At 36.6% G+C, this 16,787-nt stretch carries 21 protein-coding genes; 1 reads left to right on the forward strand and 20 read right to left on the reverse strand.

Annotated elements, in window-relative coordinates; translation table 11 throughout:
• Nucleotides 1-42 precede the first annotated feature (42 nt).
• From P9B04_RS00120 to der, 10 genes are all read right to left on the reverse strand, one after another.
• Nucleotides 43-294, reverse strand: coding sequence for a hypothetical protein (locus P9B04_RS00120; RefSeq protein ID WP_342052961.1), 252 nt, complete (start codon nt 292-294; stop codon nt 43-45).
• Nucleotides 295-384: 90 nt separating this feature from the next.
• Nucleotides 385-777 carry a type II toxin-antitoxin system VapC family toxin gene (locus P9B04_RS00125; RefSeq protein ID WP_342052962.1) on the reverse strand — a complete coding sequence of 131 codons (393 nt, stop codon included), beginning with the start codon at nt 775-777 and terminating at the stop codon, nt 385-387.
• Nucleotides 768-968: a hypothetical protein gene (locus tag P9B04_RS00130; protein WP_342052963.1), complete on the reverse strand. Its 201-nt coding sequence runs from the start codon at nt 966-968 to the stop codon at nt 768-770. The genes P9B04_RS00125 and P9B04_RS00130 overlap by 10 nt, the downstream gene beginning before the upstream one ends.
• Nucleotides 969-1,029: 61 nt before the next feature.
• Nucleotides 1,030-1,722 carry a restriction endonuclease subunit S gene (locus P9B04_RS00135; RefSeq protein ID WP_342052980.1) on the reverse strand — a complete coding sequence of 231 codons (693 nt, stop codon included), beginning with the start codon at nt 1,720-1,722 and terminating at the stop codon, nt 1,030-1,032.
• Between the two features lie 24 nt (nt 1,723-1,746).
• Nucleotides 1,747-2,328: a restriction endonuclease subunit S gene (locus P9B04_RS00140; RefSeq protein ID WP_342052964.1), complete on the reverse strand. Its 582-nt coding sequence runs from the start codon at nt 2,326-2,328 to the stop codon at nt 1,747-1,749.
• Nucleotides 2,321-2,653, reverse strand: a complete 333-nt coding sequence (locus P9B04_RS00145) for a helix-turn-helix domain-containing protein (RefSeq protein ID WP_342052965.1) — start codon at nt 2,651-2,653, stop codon at nt 2,321-2,323. Before P9B04_RS00145 ends, P9B04_RS00140 begins: the two co-directional genes overlap by 8 nt.
• Nucleotides 2,654-2,900: 247 nt before the next feature.
• Entirely contained in the window at nt 2,901-3,278 is a 378-nt protein-coding gene (locus P9B04_RS00150) for a GIY-YIG nuclease family protein (protein ID WP_342052966.1), read from the reverse strand.
• Nucleotides 3,279-3,407: 129 nt separating this feature from the next.
• Nucleotides 3,408-4,937, reverse strand: coding sequence for a class I SAM-dependent DNA methyltransferase (locus P9B04_RS00155; RefSeq protein WP_342052967.1), 1,530 nt, complete (start codon nt 4,935-4,937; stop codon nt 3,408-3,410).
• A gap of 109 nt (nt 4,938-5,046) precedes the next feature.
• Nucleotides 5,047-5,469 carry a DUF29 family protein gene (locus tag P9B04_RS00160; protein WP_342052981.1) on the reverse strand — a complete coding sequence of 141 codons (423 nt, stop codon included), beginning with the start codon at nt 5,467-5,469 and terminating at the stop codon, nt 5,047-5,049.
• Nucleotides 5,470-5,533: 64 nt separating this feature from the next.
• Nucleotides 5,534-6,892 (reverse strand): ribosome biogenesis GTPase Der, encoded by a 1,359-nt coding sequence (der, locus tag P9B04_RS00165; RefSeq protein WP_342052968.1) that lies wholly within the window; start codon nt 6,890-6,892, stop codon nt 5,534-5,536.
• Nucleotides 6,893-7,325: 433 nt separating this feature from the next.
• Here der and P9B04_RS00170 point away from each other — a divergent pair, with 433 nt between their 5' ends.
• On the forward strand, nt 7,326-7,523 hold the full coding sequence (locus P9B04_RS00170; protein WP_342052969.1) for a hypothetical protein: 198 nt from the start codon (nt 7,326-7,328) through the stop codon (nt 7,521-7,523).
• A gap of 77 nt (nt 7,524-7,600) precedes the next feature.
• Here P9B04_RS00170 and P9B04_RS00175 read toward each other — a convergent pair whose 3' ends face one another.
• From P9B04_RS00175 to P9B04_RS00220, 10 genes are all read right to left on the reverse strand, one after another.
• Entirely contained in the window at nt 7,601-7,825 is a 225-nt protein-coding gene (locus P9B04_RS00175; protein ID WP_342052970.1) for a hypothetical protein, read from the reverse strand.
• Between the two features lie 41 nt (nt 7,826-7,866).
• The gene (locus tag P9B04_RS00180; protein ID WP_342052971.1) at nt 7,867-8,733 is read right to left on the reverse strand and encodes an NAD(P)-dependent oxidoreductase; all 867 of its coding nucleotides are present in this window, start codon (nt 8,731-8,733) and stop codon (nt 7,867-7,869) included.
• Nucleotides 8,734-8,820: 87 nt separating this feature from the next.
• A complete protein-coding gene (locus tag P9B04_RS00185) occupies nt 8,821-9,240 on the reverse strand; it encodes a ribosomal maturation YjgA family protein (RefSeq protein WP_342052972.1) in 420 nt (139 codons plus the stop codon).
• A gap of 3 nt (nt 9,241-9,243) precedes the next feature.
• Nucleotides 9,244-9,981, reverse strand: coding sequence for an LmeA family phospholipid-binding protein (locus tag P9B04_RS00190; RefSeq protein ID WP_342052973.1), 738 nt, complete (start codon nt 9,979-9,981; stop codon nt 9,244-9,246).
• A 92-nt stretch (nt 9,982-10,073) separates the two neighbouring features.
• A complete protein-coding gene (gene psbD, locus P9B04_RS00195; RefSeq protein WP_342052974.1) occupies nt 10,074-11,129 on the reverse strand; it encodes a photosystem II D2 protein (photosystem q(a) protein) in 1,056 nt (351 codons plus the stop codon).
• Nucleotides 11,130-11,475: 346 nt separating this feature from the next.
• Nucleotides 11,476-12,441 carry a glycosyltransferase family 2 protein gene (locus tag P9B04_RS00200; protein WP_342052975.1) on the reverse strand — a complete coding sequence of 322 codons (966 nt, stop codon included), beginning with the start codon at nt 12,439-12,441 and terminating at the stop codon, nt 11,476-11,478.
• 22 nt (nt 12,442-12,463) lie between these two features.
• A complete protein-coding gene (locus P9B04_RS00205; RefSeq protein WP_342052976.1) occupies nt 12,464-13,684 on the reverse strand; it encodes a hypothetical protein in 1,221 nt (406 codons plus the stop codon).
• A gap of 14 nt (nt 13,685-13,698) precedes the next feature.
• Entirely contained in the window at nt 13,699-15,210 is a 1,512-nt protein-coding gene (locus tag P9B04_RS00210) for an MBOAT family O-acyltransferase (RefSeq protein ID WP_342052977.1), read from the reverse strand.
• Nucleotides 15,211-15,307: 97 nt separating this feature from the next.
• Nucleotides 15,308-16,009: a phosphate ABC transporter permease gene (locus tag P9B04_RS00215; protein ID WP_342052978.1), complete on the reverse strand. Its 702-nt coding sequence runs from the start codon at nt 16,007-16,009 to the stop codon at nt 15,308-15,310.
• Between the two features lie 93 nt (nt 16,010-16,102).
• Nucleotides 16,103-16,787: proton-conducting transporter transmembrane domain-containing protein (locus tag P9B04_RS00220; protein ID WP_342052979.1), on the reverse strand; the 685-nt coding region annotated here is incomplete at its 5' end.

Genomic DNA, 16,787 nt, shown 5'->3' on the forward strand with positions numbered 1-16,787 from the left:
CTGATCTCTAAAGTCCTCATGGTGAGCCTTTTCCAACTCTTGTCACCCCGTCAACTGTTGGACTCCCTCTGTGTAGGGTAAGTTTTCGGCTTTGGCTTCGATAATAGCTAGTTTTTGATTACGATAAATTAGGACATAATCAGCATATTTGGGTTTAGCTCGTTTTCCTCCCCCAATGAGGCGGCCAGGGGCTATTACTTCTCTACGAATACGACTTTCTTCGATAACACCCCAACCCACAGCATGGAGGGCAGGATCTATTAATTCGGCTCTAGTATCGGCTTCATTTCTCATAAATTTTTACTGGATCTGGATTTGCTTTAAAGCACTTTACTAGAGTATGCCCAAAAATGTTGATCATCTTTGAAATGGTTGATAATAGCTTTAGGGAATTATTTGAATTAACCCAGTTTGAAAGGCTTTATCATAGGTAATGACAGGTATATTTTCTAGTTCTGCTTGTGCCATAATCATGCGATCAAAAGGATCTCGATGAGCAATAGGTAAACTTCCTGCTCTGATAGCATGGGTTGAAGTTATGGGAAGTTCAAGGAATTTGGCTTGTGTTAGTAGTTGTGAGTATTGTGAGATGATTTGTTCTCCTTCGGGGAGTTTGCCGATACGATATTTAGTGGCTATTTCCCAAGGGGTGACACTACTTACTAATATCTGATGTTCTGGGTTCTTTATTAAGTCTCGGCAAACTGTATTTAGTTTAGGATCATCGAATATCCACCAGAGAAAAATATGGGTATCGATCAGGTATTTTATTCCCATTCTCTTAGTTCATCTTCGGGTAATGGCTCAAAGAAACTATCACTAAGTTTTCCTTTTATTAGTCCAGGGGTTCGAGGTTGTTGATTTTCTTGTTTTAAACCAAGACGAAAATAATGAATGAGGTCATAAATTTCCTCTAGTTTTTCTTCGGGAATAGCTTGGAGTTCTTCAATGATTTGATCTATTAGCATTTTTTTGTGATAGTTATTGAATTCAACTGTTTTGATTGTTTGTCTAAAGTTTATAAGGTAATCATGCAGCCTCGTTGTTAACAGTGGGGTTGGTTAATTCTCCTGTAAATGCTTTTTGTAATATTGATTGTTTTAGTTCTTGCAACACCTCTATTTTGCGTTTATATATGGTTTGTAAGCGTTCGGTTTCTTCTTTGAGATCATTTAATTGATCTGCGATCTTTTCTTGATTTGATAATGAGGTAACTAAAATTTTTAGTGATCTAACTCCGTCTTTGCGAATTGTTTTAGTCGTTGTACCATTTAGTCTTTGTGAAATTTGTGATTTTCCAAAATTAGACTCTAAAAATAGATATAAGTAGTTGCTTCGTATTTTCTGCTTATCAACTCTTAACAGAAATAAATTCATAGCTAAAGAGCTAGGTTTTTTGACTTTAGGCATTAAGTAAACTTTGCCTGCATTACCAATTTTGCTTATTATTATTTCTCCGCCAAATATTTTACTTTTAGCTAAAAAATTATAAGCATTTCCATCAATATATTTTAAAGGATTTCTAAACTTATTTTCAAAATCGGTACTTCTAACCATATGTGCATAACCATCGTTATCTAATAATTCAACATTTTGTTTTAAAATTTTGTAGCTCCCATTAGAATGATAATCAGTTAATAATTCTAATAAATCTCCTAACTTATTCTCAACCCAATCATCCCCCTTATTAATAAAAATAGAATTTAAGTAACTTTCAAAGATTTCACGGGCGTTTGCGAGGTTTTTCTATGTATTTTCAATCGCTTTATCTATTCCTTCAAATGCTTCATCTAGTATTTCTACAATTTGTTTTTGTTCTTCGAGTGGGGGTAGAGTAATAGGATAGTTTTTGATAAAGTCTTTGGAAACTCTTTTCTGTCCTGCTGTTCCACACAAAAAACGTGCGCCAACTTTCCTTAAACTATCCTGAGAAAGAAAGTAAAAAATATATTCAGGTTCAATTATATCTTTTGAACGAAAAACTATATATTCGCTTGATCCAAATCCTATTGCGTTAATTAGATTACGGGCAATACCTAACTTTCCATTTTCAAAACAAGGTGTAATTTTTGCCAATAAAACGTCATTATTTGCAAAATAAGTATATCCTTTTACTACTTCTCCAAAACGTCTAGTTTCAACTGGCATTATTGTTTTTTGTTTTACTCCAAGATTACTCATGGGTAGAAATGAAACAAAGTCATTTTCTGTGAGTTTTTTTCTTGCTTCGCTTTTTGGTGGGTTAATTTTACAAACTTCACTAAGTGTTTTGATATTCCATCCTTGGGGTAACTGTCCACTGTCCACTATCAACTGTCCACTATTCATTATCAACTTTCTCCGTCAAATTAGAAATAACCTCAAACTTAACCTCCATACCTGCTTTACTCAACATCAGTGATAACTTATCCACACTAAAACGTTTAATATCCCCATTCATCAAACAACTAATTCTCGGTTGAGTCTCATTAAAAAACTTTACTGCATCTTTTTGAGTCCAACCCTTAGCCTTAATAAAAGAACGTAACGTTAACATCAAATCAGCCCGAATTTTCAAATTAACCGCCTCATCCTCAGAAAAACCTAAATCTGCAAAAATATTATCCTGAGCTAGAGTAACATTAGTGCTTGGAGAAGATTGAGAAATAGCCATATTAACCCCTATAAATTTTCCCTAAATTTCATCATTTGCTGATAACTTTATTATTTTAACCTTCATTTTTTGTTTAAGTAATTCTCTAGCCAATGGTTGGAGATTTGATTTATTGATTGACAGACTATGCTCATAAAGTTCCCAGAAGTTTCTATAAAATAATGACTATTGTTATGGTGAATAGAACCGGACTTCGGCTCCGCTCAGTCCTCACGTGCTTGTTGAGTCGTCATGTGCTTATTGAGTCTTAACGTGCTTGTTGAGTCCTCCCTTGTGTGGGGGGAGTTTCGGCTAGTTGAGCGGAGTCGAAACCAGTCGAAACCACCTCTTTATTAAGATAATGTGATTCATTTTGACATTCTGCCAAAATATGGAGCTTATCCCAGTTACTATTCATGAGAGCAATTTTCTTTTTACGACTCCATCCTTGAACTTGTTTTTCTCGATAAAAAGCATCGGCCACATGATCATAATATTCCGCATAAACTAATTTTACAGGTAATCGTTTTCTGGTGTGATTAGCCCCCAAAGCATTTTGATGTTGCCATAAACGTCGAGGCAAATTTTTTGTACTTCCGGTATAAAAAGAACCGTCAGAACATTCGAGAATGTACATATGAGGCATGATAATACTGCTTTTTGGCTTAGTAGATCGGGCTTCGGACTTCCACTCCGCTCAGCCCTCAACCCTCAACCCTCAACCCTCAACCCTCGGTTGTCTGGGGGTGGTTGAGCGGAGTCGAAACCACCCTTCTCAGAATATTCCCGAAATATTCTCTAAAATCTCGGCACTTTCAGCATCTAAAGCTGAAATTTCTGCTAAAATCTCCCCAGGTTCCCTTAAGGGGTCTTCTTCTGGTGCATTTGGGTTCTTCACCGAGAGATCAAACGTCTCCCGATCAATATCTTTCACCTCCACTAACCAAGATTTATCCGACTCCTTAAACGTCTCCTGAAACCCTACAAACTCTCCTAAGTCATCATCATTGAGAGGGTTTGTCTTCCCTAAACTTCTCCCAGGATCTAACTGATAATACCAAATACGTTCCGTGGCCATGGGAAACATACTTAACTGTCCATTTCCCTGCTGCTTTTCCACTCTGCTCAAAGTGTGGTCTGAGCGGAGCCGAAGACCACGTTTCTCAAAGAATAACACCACCGTTTTAACCCCTGCACCTATAAACGTCCCCCCAGGACAATCTAAAATAGTATGCAGGTTACAACTGGTTAAAAGTTCCTCCCGTAACCCTTTGGACGCATTATCTGCATTAGAAAGAAACGTATTTTTAATAACGATCGCAGCCCTTCCCCCAGGCTTCAACATCTTGATAAAATGCTGTAAAAAAAGAAATGCTGTCTCTCCTGTCCTAATAGGGAACTTTTCTTTAATTTCCTTGCGTTCACTACCACCGAAAGGGGGATTAGCTAAAATAACATCAAATCTATCTTTAGGCTGAATATCGTTAACATTTTCCGTCAACGTATTGGTATGAATAATATTCGGTGCATCGATACCATGCAGAATCATATTCATGATCCCGATAACATAGGCTAAACTTTTCTTCTCCTTACCGTATAATGTCTCTTTCTGTAACGCTTCCAGTTGCTTCGTAGTTAACTTCTGCTGCCGTAAATACTCATAAGACTTACAGAGAAACCCAGCAGATCCACAAGCTCCATCATAGATCCTTTGTCCTATTTGTGGCTTAATAACTTGGATCATAGCCCGAATTAAAGGACGTGGGGTGTAATATTCTCCCCCGTTGCGCCCTGCATTACCCATACTCTTGATTTTTGCTTCATACAGATGGGAAAGTTCGTGTTTTTCATCCTGAGACTGAAACCGTAACTCATCGATCTCATCCAACGCATCACGCAAGTTATAACCACTCTGAAACTTATTCTTAATCTCCCCAAAAATTTCACCGATCTTGTATTCTATAGTTTCTGCACTCTCTGCATTCTGCTTAAACTTGCGAAGATAAGGAAATAACTGATCATTAACAAAATCTCTGATATCATCCCCAGTTAAGGCTACATTATGGTCAATCTTCCCATTTTCGTCCTTCGGTGCAGCCCAAACAGACCAACGGTAAGCCTCATCAATAATGAAAGTGTAAGGCTTCCCCATCAACTCTGCAATCTGCGATCGCTCTTGTTCCAGATCATCCAAATACTTGAGAAACAATAACCAGGAACTCTGTTCCGTGTAGTCTAGTTCAGTAGTGCAACCTGCTTCCCGTCTTAAGGTATCATCGAGATTCTTAAACGCTTGCTCGAACATGAAACGTCCAGTATATTCCTAAAAGATCATATCATAATCCTTATTTTGCCTACGAAACAAACAAGGGTCAACTAACGTGATTAGTAAAATATTTTTAATCGAGCAAAATTCAACTATAAATCAAGTCCATTGTTTCATCAATAATTGCTTTTTTATTAACCATTTTTCCTAGTTCTTCTGCTTCATATTTACCTTCAAATGCTTCTAAAGATGCTTGTCTCAAGGCTGAACTATACGCATCTTCTAAAGTTTCTTGTAACTCTGCTGGTTTAAGATAATTTTCTTTGGCTTTACGTCGTTTATTCGTTCGTTGAATTTGTCTTATAGCATTAGTGATAGAGGTTTCCCAGGAACGGGTACTACGTTTTTCTGCTTGTCGTTTAATAAGATGCAATAAGACAATGATCCCAAAACTAAAAATCTTATTTAGCTTATCATCTTTGCTCATTTCTGTTAATTCCTCTACTAGCAGTAAAGCATCGTCAATATGACCTGCTAGTAACAAATCTTTTAACTCAAATAATTCTTCCATTCGCTTATTTTTTTTACTCAATAATGTGTAAGGTGGCATTGCCCACCCTACATTACTAATTCTGCTAAACTTTGGTTGCCCTATTTAAACTAGGTTCAACATCTCGCATTTTCTTGCCTCTCCATAGTAAACGAATAGGAGTCCCCAGAAAGCCAATTTGTTCCCGAAACTGTCTCTCAATATAACGTCGATAATTGTCATTAAATCGCTTGGGATCATTAACAAATAAAGCAATGGTTGGGGGTTGACTGGATACTTGGGTTCCGTAATAAATTCTTCCCTGTTTTCCTTGTCTAGTGGTTGGGGGTGAATGCCATTTTACTGCTTCTTCTAATACTTCATTCACCACGGAAGTATTCACCCGACGACGATGTTCATCTACTGCAGTATCAACTAATTTAAAGATTTTTTCCACTCGTTTTCCTGACATAGCACTGACAAAAATTAAATCAGCCCATTCCATAAAATAAAGTCGTGCCATGACTTTTTTCTTATACTCATAAATGGTATAAGAATCTTTGTCTACGGCATCCCATTTATTGACTACAATAATAGCGGCCCTTCCTTCATCAATAATGCGTCCTGCTAACTTAATATCTTGGTCTGTAACTCCATCAATGGCATCGATAACTAATAAGACTACATCAGCCCGACGAATGGCTTTAAAAGCTCGGTTAATACTAAAAAATTCCGCCCCGTAATTAACATTTTTCTTACGACGAATACCAGCCGTATCGATTAAACGATAGGTGTTTTCCCCTCGTTTTACCACAGTGTCGATAGCATCTCTGGTGGTTCCGGAAATGGGACTAACAATGGCTCTTTTTTCCCCTAAAAAAGCGTTTAATAAACTGGATTTTCCTACATTTGGACGACCAATAATCGATACATTAATCTCCTCTTGATCCGACAGTTCATCCGGAGAGGGTAAATGGGTAATCAATTCGTCTAATAATTCCCCTGTACCATTGCCATGAATGCCAGAAACAGGGTACGGTTCCCCTAGTCCTAATTCCCAAAATTCCGCAGCTTGAATCAAACCTTGTTCTGGAGACTCGCATTTATTAACCGCTAATAAAACCGGAACTGTTTGCTGTCGTAACCAGTGTCCAATTTCACGATCGCCAGCAGTTAATCCCATTTGCCCATCTACCACAAAAATAGCCGCACTAGCTTCTGTTAAAGCTGTCATAGCTTGTTCGCGTATGAGGGGTAAGAATTCTGTGTCGTCGTCAAATATTAAGCCTCCTGTATCTACTACTTGAAAGTCTCGAGATCCCCAAAAAGCAGGCCGATAAGTGCGATCGCGCGTAATCCCAGGTTCATCGTGGACTATCGCCTGTCTATCCTTTGCCAAACGGTTTACAATGGTGGACTTGCCTACATTTGGTCGTCCAATAATCGCCACAATGGGTAATGCCATAAGAGTTAATTTAGGGTGCTGGTTTGTAAAAATATAATTTTGTTCAATCTTTAATGATAACGATTTTTTTGTTTAATCAGTTCAAGGATTCCTGACATCATCTTTTTCTCCTGAACTCTTTTCTATTCTCACTCTTCCACACTTAACAACAGAGGATGGCTTTTATCTTCATCTGTTTTCGCAATCCCAAATACAATATTAAGTTTTACAATAAAACAATATTTTGTAGCGAATGTTACAGAAAATTATGTTATACATAGTAGCAAGGGTGAAGTAAACAACCTAACCCGAGTTCGGTGTCGGGAGTTTGGAAACTTTGAAAGTAGTCATCAAGGATACACACTTTACTACACTATAATTCATCCAAATTTTGTCTTAGGTCGAACTCAGATTAAAATAACAAACCATCATAAGCAATCGGAGTCTAAATATTATGTCTACTCAACAACAAGCAAGGGTTTTAATGATGCGTCATCACCGAATGGTCAAAAACCGTCAACAATCGATGTTAGGAAGGATTGCTGCGGAAATTGGGGTAAATGTTGAAAAAGATTATTGGACAACTATTCAAGGTAAACCTTGTTCTGGTTTTCGTAGTTCTTATGACCGTTCTTATGTTGCCATGAGTTAAGTATGGTTAATGTTTTCTTTTGCTAAACATTTAGATTATGGAAGAACCCATAGAGAAAAATTCTCTATGGGTGAGTTTTATTGATTATTTAATTTTTCTTGCAACAAAGTTTGTAAAAAATTGTCTAGTTTTTCTTCTGGACAAGCTTCAATTAAAGCGTAAAAAGCGTCTAATAATTTAGCTGATATTTCCCCATGAACCGCACTTAAACCCCATACATCTTCTACCCAATCTTGAGGGTAAGTTTCTTCAAAAATCATTCTTTCTAAAAGTTGTTTTGCTTCTGTTTTAGAGATAGTCATAAAATTATTTAGTGGTTGTATAAGTTATAATTTTAATTCAATTAACTTTTATCTGTATTAATGGCAGAAAATAGAGCAGAGTAATCCTTATCTGATAATCCTAACTCTATGGTTCGCTCAACGACGTGACAAACAGCTTGTAAAACTTCGGTATTTAAGCCATTTGCTTCGCCTTGGTTTAAAAATAAATTAACATCTTTTAGTAAATGTTTAGTAGGAAAGTTAGGATTTTCAAAATTGCGTTGTTGCATCCTACTTAATTTCTTATCAAATGTAGGAGCATATAAAGCACTTTCTCTCAAAATTTTCATGAATTTATCAACATCAACCCCTTGCTGTTCAATTAACCCTAAACTTAGGACAAAACTACTGGTTAAAGCAGCAATTAACTGATTCAACGCTAACTTTAAGGCGGAAGCTGTACCTACTTCCCCAATATACTCTGGCTTTGAACCAAATTGTTGTAATATTAGCTTAAAATCTTCAAATAGAGAATATTTAGACCCAACCATCACCAATAAGGTCCCGTCTTTAGCTTGAGGGATACTACCCAATACCGGTGCTTCTAGATATTGTCCCCCATGTTTTTCCACTGCTTCTTGAATGCTTCGGCTTTCATCAGGGGCAATAGTTCCCATTTGGATTATAGTGCGGTTTTGTAGCTGATCTGCTGTTTCTGGACTTAAAATCACCTCTTGTATAGCCTTAGCATCCGTCAACATTAAAATTAGAATTTCTGCTGTTTGGATGGCTTCTAGAGGGGTTTGAGCAATTTTAGCCCCTAAAGATTGTAACTCTTGTGCTTTACTAATAGTTCTATTGTAGACAGTAACAGAATAATTAGCTTCTAGGAGTCTTTCTGCTATGGGTTTTCCCATTAATCCTATGCCAAATACGCTGATGTTCATACAGTTTATAAATTAACTTTTCGCTTCTGATTGTAACTTTAATAGGCAACATTTAAAAGTATTATTTCACAACAATTTTTTCAGAGGCTACTTATCAGGTTGCCAAGAATTGTAGTTGAGTTTATTGATAAATTCTAACCATAACCACCCCAATAAACAGCCAATTATATAATGAGGAAAATCCCACCAAGAAAAAGTAGTTCCTAATAACAATTTTCCCACAATATGAGAACGGATTAAGGTTAAGATGAAAGGGTTCCAAAGTTGTAAAATTTCCAATAAACAAGTAACAATAAAAACATAAATTGGAATAAATTTAACAGCCTTTTTATTAGAAAAGAAATAAAAAGCCAACAAACACCAAAAAACCTCATACCAAATAGCTGCACCATAATCATTTAGCCAGATACTTCCAATTCCTTGATAATATTTGGAATATAGACCGAGAGGAACAACGAAAAAAATCGATACAGCAGTTAGGGTCGGTTTTCTAAATAAAAATCTCATACCTTAATTAGTAGGAAAATGAGTCATTCCTGCTTCAGCTTCTAAATGCAAAGCCCCGTGTCTAATATTAAATTGTTCAACTCTTAAAGAAAAACCATCAACTTTGAAATTTTTTAAGTTTAGGATATTTTTTGCTTCTTCTAGAATAGGATTCAGTATTATTGATGATAAACTGGGTTCTTCTAAATACTTAATTTCATCTACAGTTACACCCTTTCCTGACTGGCATATTTTTGGTTGAATCTCTAAACTAACTGGCTTAATATCTTTTGTCTCTTTTCGCTTAACTTCTCCTTCAATCAATATTTTTCCTGTCTCTAATAGGTTACATTTTACCTGTTGCAAACTAACTTGAACAACCTGCGTATCGATAACGATCTCATGTTGCTTTCTCCTTAAAACCTCTCGATTTAATACTCTGGTGATATCTTTTTCTCTTAACAAAACACAAGCCTTACCACGACTAGGTTGGGTTAACTGAATATTCCCAGCTAAAGCTTTTAGAGGACTGACTGCAATGGTATTTAAGGTAATATTAATACTTTCCATTCTTAGGGAATTTTCAACCATCAATCCTTGACAATCAATCACTAATGATTCTAAGGTTCCCTTAGCCAATAAATTGGGGTCGGTCTTAACTTTTACCTCTAGTTTATCTCTTTTCTCTAACTTAGTAGATAAAGCAACTTCGGCAATTTTATTGATGGTTTTCTCCCCTAAATCATCAAGCTTGAAGAACATAATTTTAAGTAGCGGTGTGGGCAATTGAGTTAAAAAGAAGCCCCACAAAGGGGGCTTTATCTTATCTAATTATTAAACAATCTTTGTAATCTTTAGAGAGCGTTACCACGAGGTAATACTTCTTCAGGGAATACAAAGTTTTGGTGGGGTTGGTCTTGGGGAGCCATCCAAGCTCTTAGACCTTCGTTCAATAAAATGTTTTTGGTGTAGAATGTCTCAAATTCGGGGTCTTCTGCTGCCCGTAATTCCTGAGACACAAAGTCATAAGCTCGTAGGTTTAAGGCTAATCCTACAATTCCTACTGAACTCATCCATAACCCTGTTACGGGTACGAATAGCATGAAGAAGTGTAACCAACGCTTGTTGGAAAAAGCAATTCCGAATATCTGTGACCAGAAACGGTTTGCTGTCACCATAGAGTAGGTTTCTTCTGCTTGGGTTGGTTCAAACGCACGGAATGTGTTTGCTTGCTCACCATCTTCAAACAGGGTGTTTTCTACTGTTGCACCGTGAATAGCACATAGTAATGCTCCACCTAATACACCTGCTACTCCCATCATGTGGAAGGGGTTTAGTGTCCAGTTGTGGAACCCTTGTAAGAAGAGGATGAAACGGAATATTCCTGCTACTCCAAAGCTAGGAGCGAAGAACCAGCTTGACTGTCCTAGAGGATACATCAGGAATACGCTGACGAATACTGCAATAGGAGCAGAAAAGGCGATGGCGTTGTAAGGACGGATGCCTACTAGACGAGAGATTTCAAACTGACGTAACATGAAGCCAATCAGTCCAAAAGCTCCGTGAAGAGCAACAAATGACCATAGACCACCGATTTGACACCAACGGGTGAAATCTCCTTGTGCTTCTGGTCCCCAGAGGAACAGTAGGGAGTGTCCGAAGGCGTTAGCGGGGGAAGAAACCGCTACGGTTAAGAAGTTACATCCTTCTAGGTAGGAACTAGCCAACCCGTGGGTGTACCAAGATGTAACAAAGGTGGTTCCGGTTAACCAGCCACCTAGGGCGAGGTAAGCGCAGGGAAACAGTAGTAACCCAGACCAACCTACGAATACGAAGCGATCGCGTTTTAACCAATCATCGAGGACATCAAACCATCCTCTCTGTGGTGCGCGTCCGACTGCAATAGTCATGGACTTATCTCCAAATCAATATAAGGACAGAGTTTATTTATTCTCAAAAGTTGTCCGACAGATCCTCACATCTATATTATGAAGTAAATCTGTAGACTTAATCTAAGAAAACGTTACTTTTCTTAACTTAAATATATATTAGTAAAAACTTGAAGAAAAAGCAAACCAGATAAAAAATTTTTTTCAGGGGTTTAAGCATAAGTACCTAAATAAAAATAACCCCAACTCATTGAATGGATTGAGTGGTGAAACCGTTTACAGATGGGAGATACAAAGGGTGTTGAAAAGTTCGATAAGCAGTCTCATCTCAAAAATGACTAGTCAACGTAAATATCTTAATTATTTTTTAAGATATTTGATTGTAAGATAAATAGGTCATTCGTTTGACCTCACGACGGCCACGAGCAACGGAATCAAGAATCAGTCCACAAGTAAAGCTCAAAAAAGCCAATAACATAATCGAGGCAGCCAGAATAGCTGTAGGAAATCGAGGAACTAACCCTGTAGCTAAATAGGTAGTAAAAACTGGTAGTATAAGAGATAAAGAAACCAGTGCCAAAAGTATAGAAATGATGCTAAAAAATAGGAAGGGCCGGACTTCTTTGAAAAGTAACACTGCTGTTCCGAGGACTCGCCAACCGTCGGTGAAGGTTTTTAGTTTACTTTCTGAACCTGGAGGACGAGAACCGTAAAGAGTATAATCTTCTGCAAAAGGAATCTTTAATTCTAGAGTGTGTACTGTTAGTTCGGTTTCGATTTCAAAACCACTGGAAAGTGCGGGGAAAGACTTTACAAAACGACGAGAAAAAACACGATAACCTGAGAGCATATCTTTGAGTTGTGAACCAAACAAGAATTTTACCACTCCTGTTAAAAAAAGATTGCCACTACGATGACCTAAACGATAAGCCTGTTTATCTTGAGTTTTAGAACGACGCGCTCCCACAACCATATCTAGATTATCGTTCAACAGTCGATCAATAAGTTGATGAATGGCATTCACTTCGTAGGTATTATCCCCATCTACTAGAATGTAAACATCCGCATCTATATCGGCGAACATTCGTCTCACTACATTGCCTTTTCCCGGTTGGGGTTCATAACGAACGATAGCACCTGCTTCTTTTGCTTGTTCAACGGTATCGTCTGTAGAGCGATTGTCGTAAACATATATGTCAGCTTCAGGTAACCTTTCTCGAAACTGTTGAACTACCCGAGCAATAGTTAAACCCTCATTGCGACAAGGTATCAACACCGCCAAACGATAACAAGTACGATTAATGGTTGAAGATAAAGGTTGATGCTCTAACATTTCGTCTAAAAATATTGTCTGTTCACTGTGACTGTTGCGGTGGTTTAAAGTTCCGTTTCAGTGTTTCCACTAATTCCACCTCATCCGGTCGCATTCTAACCCATTTTTCTCGATCGCTGCGAACTTTCGCTAAATGGTCATCAATATTTTCTGGAGTCATTAAAACACCAAAATCTTCAGGAATTTGTTCAAAATCGTGGGATAAAACTCGATTTAGGACAAAATCACCAACTTTAGGGCTATAGTGAGAGTTATCAACATAGTTACTCATGACATCTTTGATGGGTTCGGTTGTCACGGAATTATAACCAGAAAAATCCCAAACGGGGGTTATGGCAACCATTTTTCGTTTCCATTGTTCGTAAGTGTCCCATCTATCGGTGACTCGCAACGTTTCCCACTGGGTTGCGTGTGCAGGAGAAATAAAAACAATTAATTCAATATTGTTCTGTTTACAAAACTCAACTATTTTTTTGAAATCGTCAAAACGATCACTGGATAATTTGTACTGATGATGAAACCCAAAATATTGTTGAATAGTATTCTTGAATCTCCAGGGGGTATTGCCATCGTTGGGATTATGATAAGGATAGGGGAAAAAACCATCATCGCCATAGGTTAAACTTTTATTAGTTTCTGTCTCTGTGAAATTTTCTTTAACGGTGTTTTTACTAGCAATAACAGCATCCCAAGAAAAGAGCGTGTTGAGTAAGTCAGTGCCGATAATATGAGTTTTTCCTAATCTTTTTTCTACAAAAGAATCTTGGAGTTGATAAAAATCATTAAACATATAATGATCTACCCCCATAATAACTTTTTTTAGATTAGGTTGGTTTGCGTAGGTGTGCTGAAGATATCTTAAAATCTCATAAGTATTAGATCCGTCAATTCCTAAATTATAAGTTGTTATATTTTTGGGTAAAGCGGTATTATTAGGATCTAATCCTTGTTTTACTCTTGAGGAACCAATCAGAATTATTTCTGGTTTAAGATTAATAACATCGGTAGTCTTGTATAGGCGATCTTGTTCTATTTTTTCTGTCTTTTGTAGTTTTAAATCGAAAGGCTTGTTATGCCGAAATACGTCGTAAGGATCTACCAAAAAATTTCCCAAAACAATTCCGGTGACACTTAAAACAAGAGTCCCTAAAAAGAAACAGTTAAAAGAAGTATATTTCTTATCAAGACTGTTAGGTTTTAATCTTTTTTTTGCCAACGCTATTTGTGAATTAAAATTAAGCATAGTTTTAAACAACATTAAAATTGAAAATAAAGAAATTCAGAAACACGGTTTAACGACAAAAGACAGTATGTAGCTAACAAGCCCAACAAAAACGCATAAAAAAGATTAAATTTTATTTTTGCACCAATTTCTTGACTATTCGGTAATTTTAATACTCCGATCATCAATATAAATAAAACAACAAAACTTAAGAACTTACTATCATAAAAACTAGGTAAGTAAGTAAAGTCATTCCAAGATTTAAGTTGTAAGCCAAAAATAGTTAAAAAGCCTAGCTTACCTCGAACTTCTCCAGGAAAAACAATTCCTTTCATTCCTATCATAGCTTGAATCATGTCCATTGCGTCGGATAAACTTTCAGCCCGAAACATCACCCAACCAAAAATAACAGCTAAAAAAGTTATCCCCCAAGCTAACCATTTAGGAAGAGAAATGTTGAACTTTCGCCACCTATGATTGATAGATAAATATAAACCCTGTAAACCTCCCCAGATAACAAATGTCCATCCTGCACCGTGCCATAATCCCCCTAATAACATAGTCATAATTAAATTAGCATACCGTCGTATTTCGCCACGACGACTTCCTCCCAAGGGAATATATAAATAGTCTCTTAAAAAGTTAGATAATGTAATGTGCCAACGTCGCCAAAAATCACTAATTGATGTAGATTTGTAAGGAGAATTAAAGTTAATAGGTAGGACAATATTAAACATATAACCTAGCCCAATAGCCATATCAGAATAACCTGAAAAATCGAAATACAATTGTAAGGTATAACTAATAGCCCCTACCCAAGCCTCAAGAAATGTTAAAGAATTAGTATTGCTAAATATAGTGGCAACCCAAGGTGATAAAGTATCAGCAATTATTAGCTTTTTAGATAGTCCAATAGTAAAAAATATAAATCCTGTTGCTAAACTTTTGGAAGAAAAAATTTTATTTTTTAAAGAACGAAGTTGAGGAATTAGTTCATCATGTCTAAGAATTGGTCCTGCAATCAATTGGGGAAAAAATAGGATAAATAAACCATAGGTCGGTAAATTGTAATTTTCTTTTTTTAGTTCCCCTCGATAAGCATCTACTAAATAAGCAATTTGTGTAAAAGTATAAAAAGAAATTCCCAGTGGAAGTATCAAGTTATCTAATTTATAATTAGTAGAAAATAAACCATTAATGGAATCAAAAAAAAAGTTAGTGTACTTATAATAAACAATTACACTCAAATTTAAAACAGTACCGAAAATCAAGAGAAACTTGGCACGATTACTAGATTGTTTAGATTTAGAAATTTCTGTGCCTATACTGTAGTTAATAACCACAGATAAAATAATCAACAAAATGTATTCAATAGTTTGTCCTTGTCCGGCGGGGGAAAAAATATTCCAGTAAGAATAGAAAAACAGGGAACTAATCAATAACCACATTGTGGCCCCTTGGGTTAAACGTAACTTACTTAGGCCCCAAAAACCTAATAAGGTCAAAGGTAAAAACCCTAAAATAAAAATTGTAGAATTAAATAACATCCGAATAAACTTGTTGCAAAATTACTATCAATTAACTGACAACTTTATCACAAAAATTCCTTGCTTATGGTTTAACTCAAATCTAATTATGTTAAATTCATCCTCTACGTCTTCTAACTGCAGAGGGTTTTCCTCTTTTTGGGGAGCGATAACCTGAATACCCTCCTAATTCTTCACTAACTTGTTGAAAAATATCACGACGCAGATAAGGATACTCTCCTACCCACAAATTATGTTGGGGAAAATACACATCCGTTATTTTATCAATACGGCTTAATTCAGGCGTTTTTGACAAAATTAACATTTCTGCTATTTGTCCAGGCTTAATGACACGATAAAGGCGGTTTATGGGGGCTTTTGTAATGGCACTAAATCCTTCTTCATCTCCCACTTCTATATTAATCTGTCGTTCTCTGTTTTCAATCACCACTAACTCTCCCCATTTGTTGACGGTTTGTTGTTCTCCTACTAATTCTTCGGTGATAAACACATCCAAAACTTGTCCTTGCCAAAACCCACAATAAGGATAACGACGATATTTCCCATTACGCACACTGGCCCATAATACAGGACCCCACAGCCAATATAGTCCGGCAATGATATCAAAGATCAGTTTAATGGTTTCTCCCCCTGAGCCGGCTAATTTTCCCAACAACCAAGTCACCACCAAAGCAATCAAAGAAATAAACAAACGTTGCAATAAATCTTGCCATTTCCCCCAATAAAAAGAATATTGGCTTCCTGTAGCAATAGGAGGAATAATTTGTTCTAAGGCATCACGGGTTAAAGGGACTAGCATTGTAAGGTAAAGTGAAATATAAACTGCCTAAGAGTATCTAAAGTTAGGCTATATTATCTATCTTATCCGACTGTCTGTCTTTCCAAGCAGGAATTATGATAATGATGCTTGATTTCCTATCAGTAACCAAAATAGAAGAATTAACATTAAACTCATCACTCCAATTAGATGCTCAAACTTTTCAGCAGCACGGGGTAATTTAATCACCTTGCTTTGAAGTATTAAAACATAAGTTAGCCATCCTAAAAAGATGGTAATTAAAGGTTTAATGATATTATTAAAAGTATAGGCTTGATAGTAAACACCATTGGCAATTAATAATCCAACAAGCAATAAACAGACTGCTGGAATAAAACCTTTCTTTGCTTTACTTTTTCCGCTTTTATTATGAGGCAAAAATATAAATTTAGCAAAAGTGGTTGCTGTACCTAAAGCAGCAATATTCATGGCAATAACCTGCCAAGATAAGAGGTTTTTCATTGTTAATACTTTCGCCCCAAACCCAGATAATAAAGGAAAACCAGAAATTGAAAAACTGGCCATTACTAAAGGTATCCAAATAGCAGTGTTCATGGGTTGATTTTTTAATTCTTGAAGGTTCCTATTAGGTAGGGTTCCTGCAATAAGAAACAAAGAGGATTTAACTAAACCATGAGTCAAAGCATAAAATCCGCCTACTTCTGGGGCTGCTAAAATAAAGCCTAATTGGGAAACAGTAGAAAAAGCTATAGCATTTCCCACAGTTATGAGGTACAGTAACAGCAATGAGCAAACCAGT

It is taken from the genome of Crocosphaera sp. Alani8 (genome assembly GCF_038442745.1).
In the GTDB taxonomy this organism is placed as follows: domain Bacteria; phylum Cyanobacteriota; class Cyanobacteriia; order Cyanobacteriales; family Microcystaceae; genus Crocosphaera.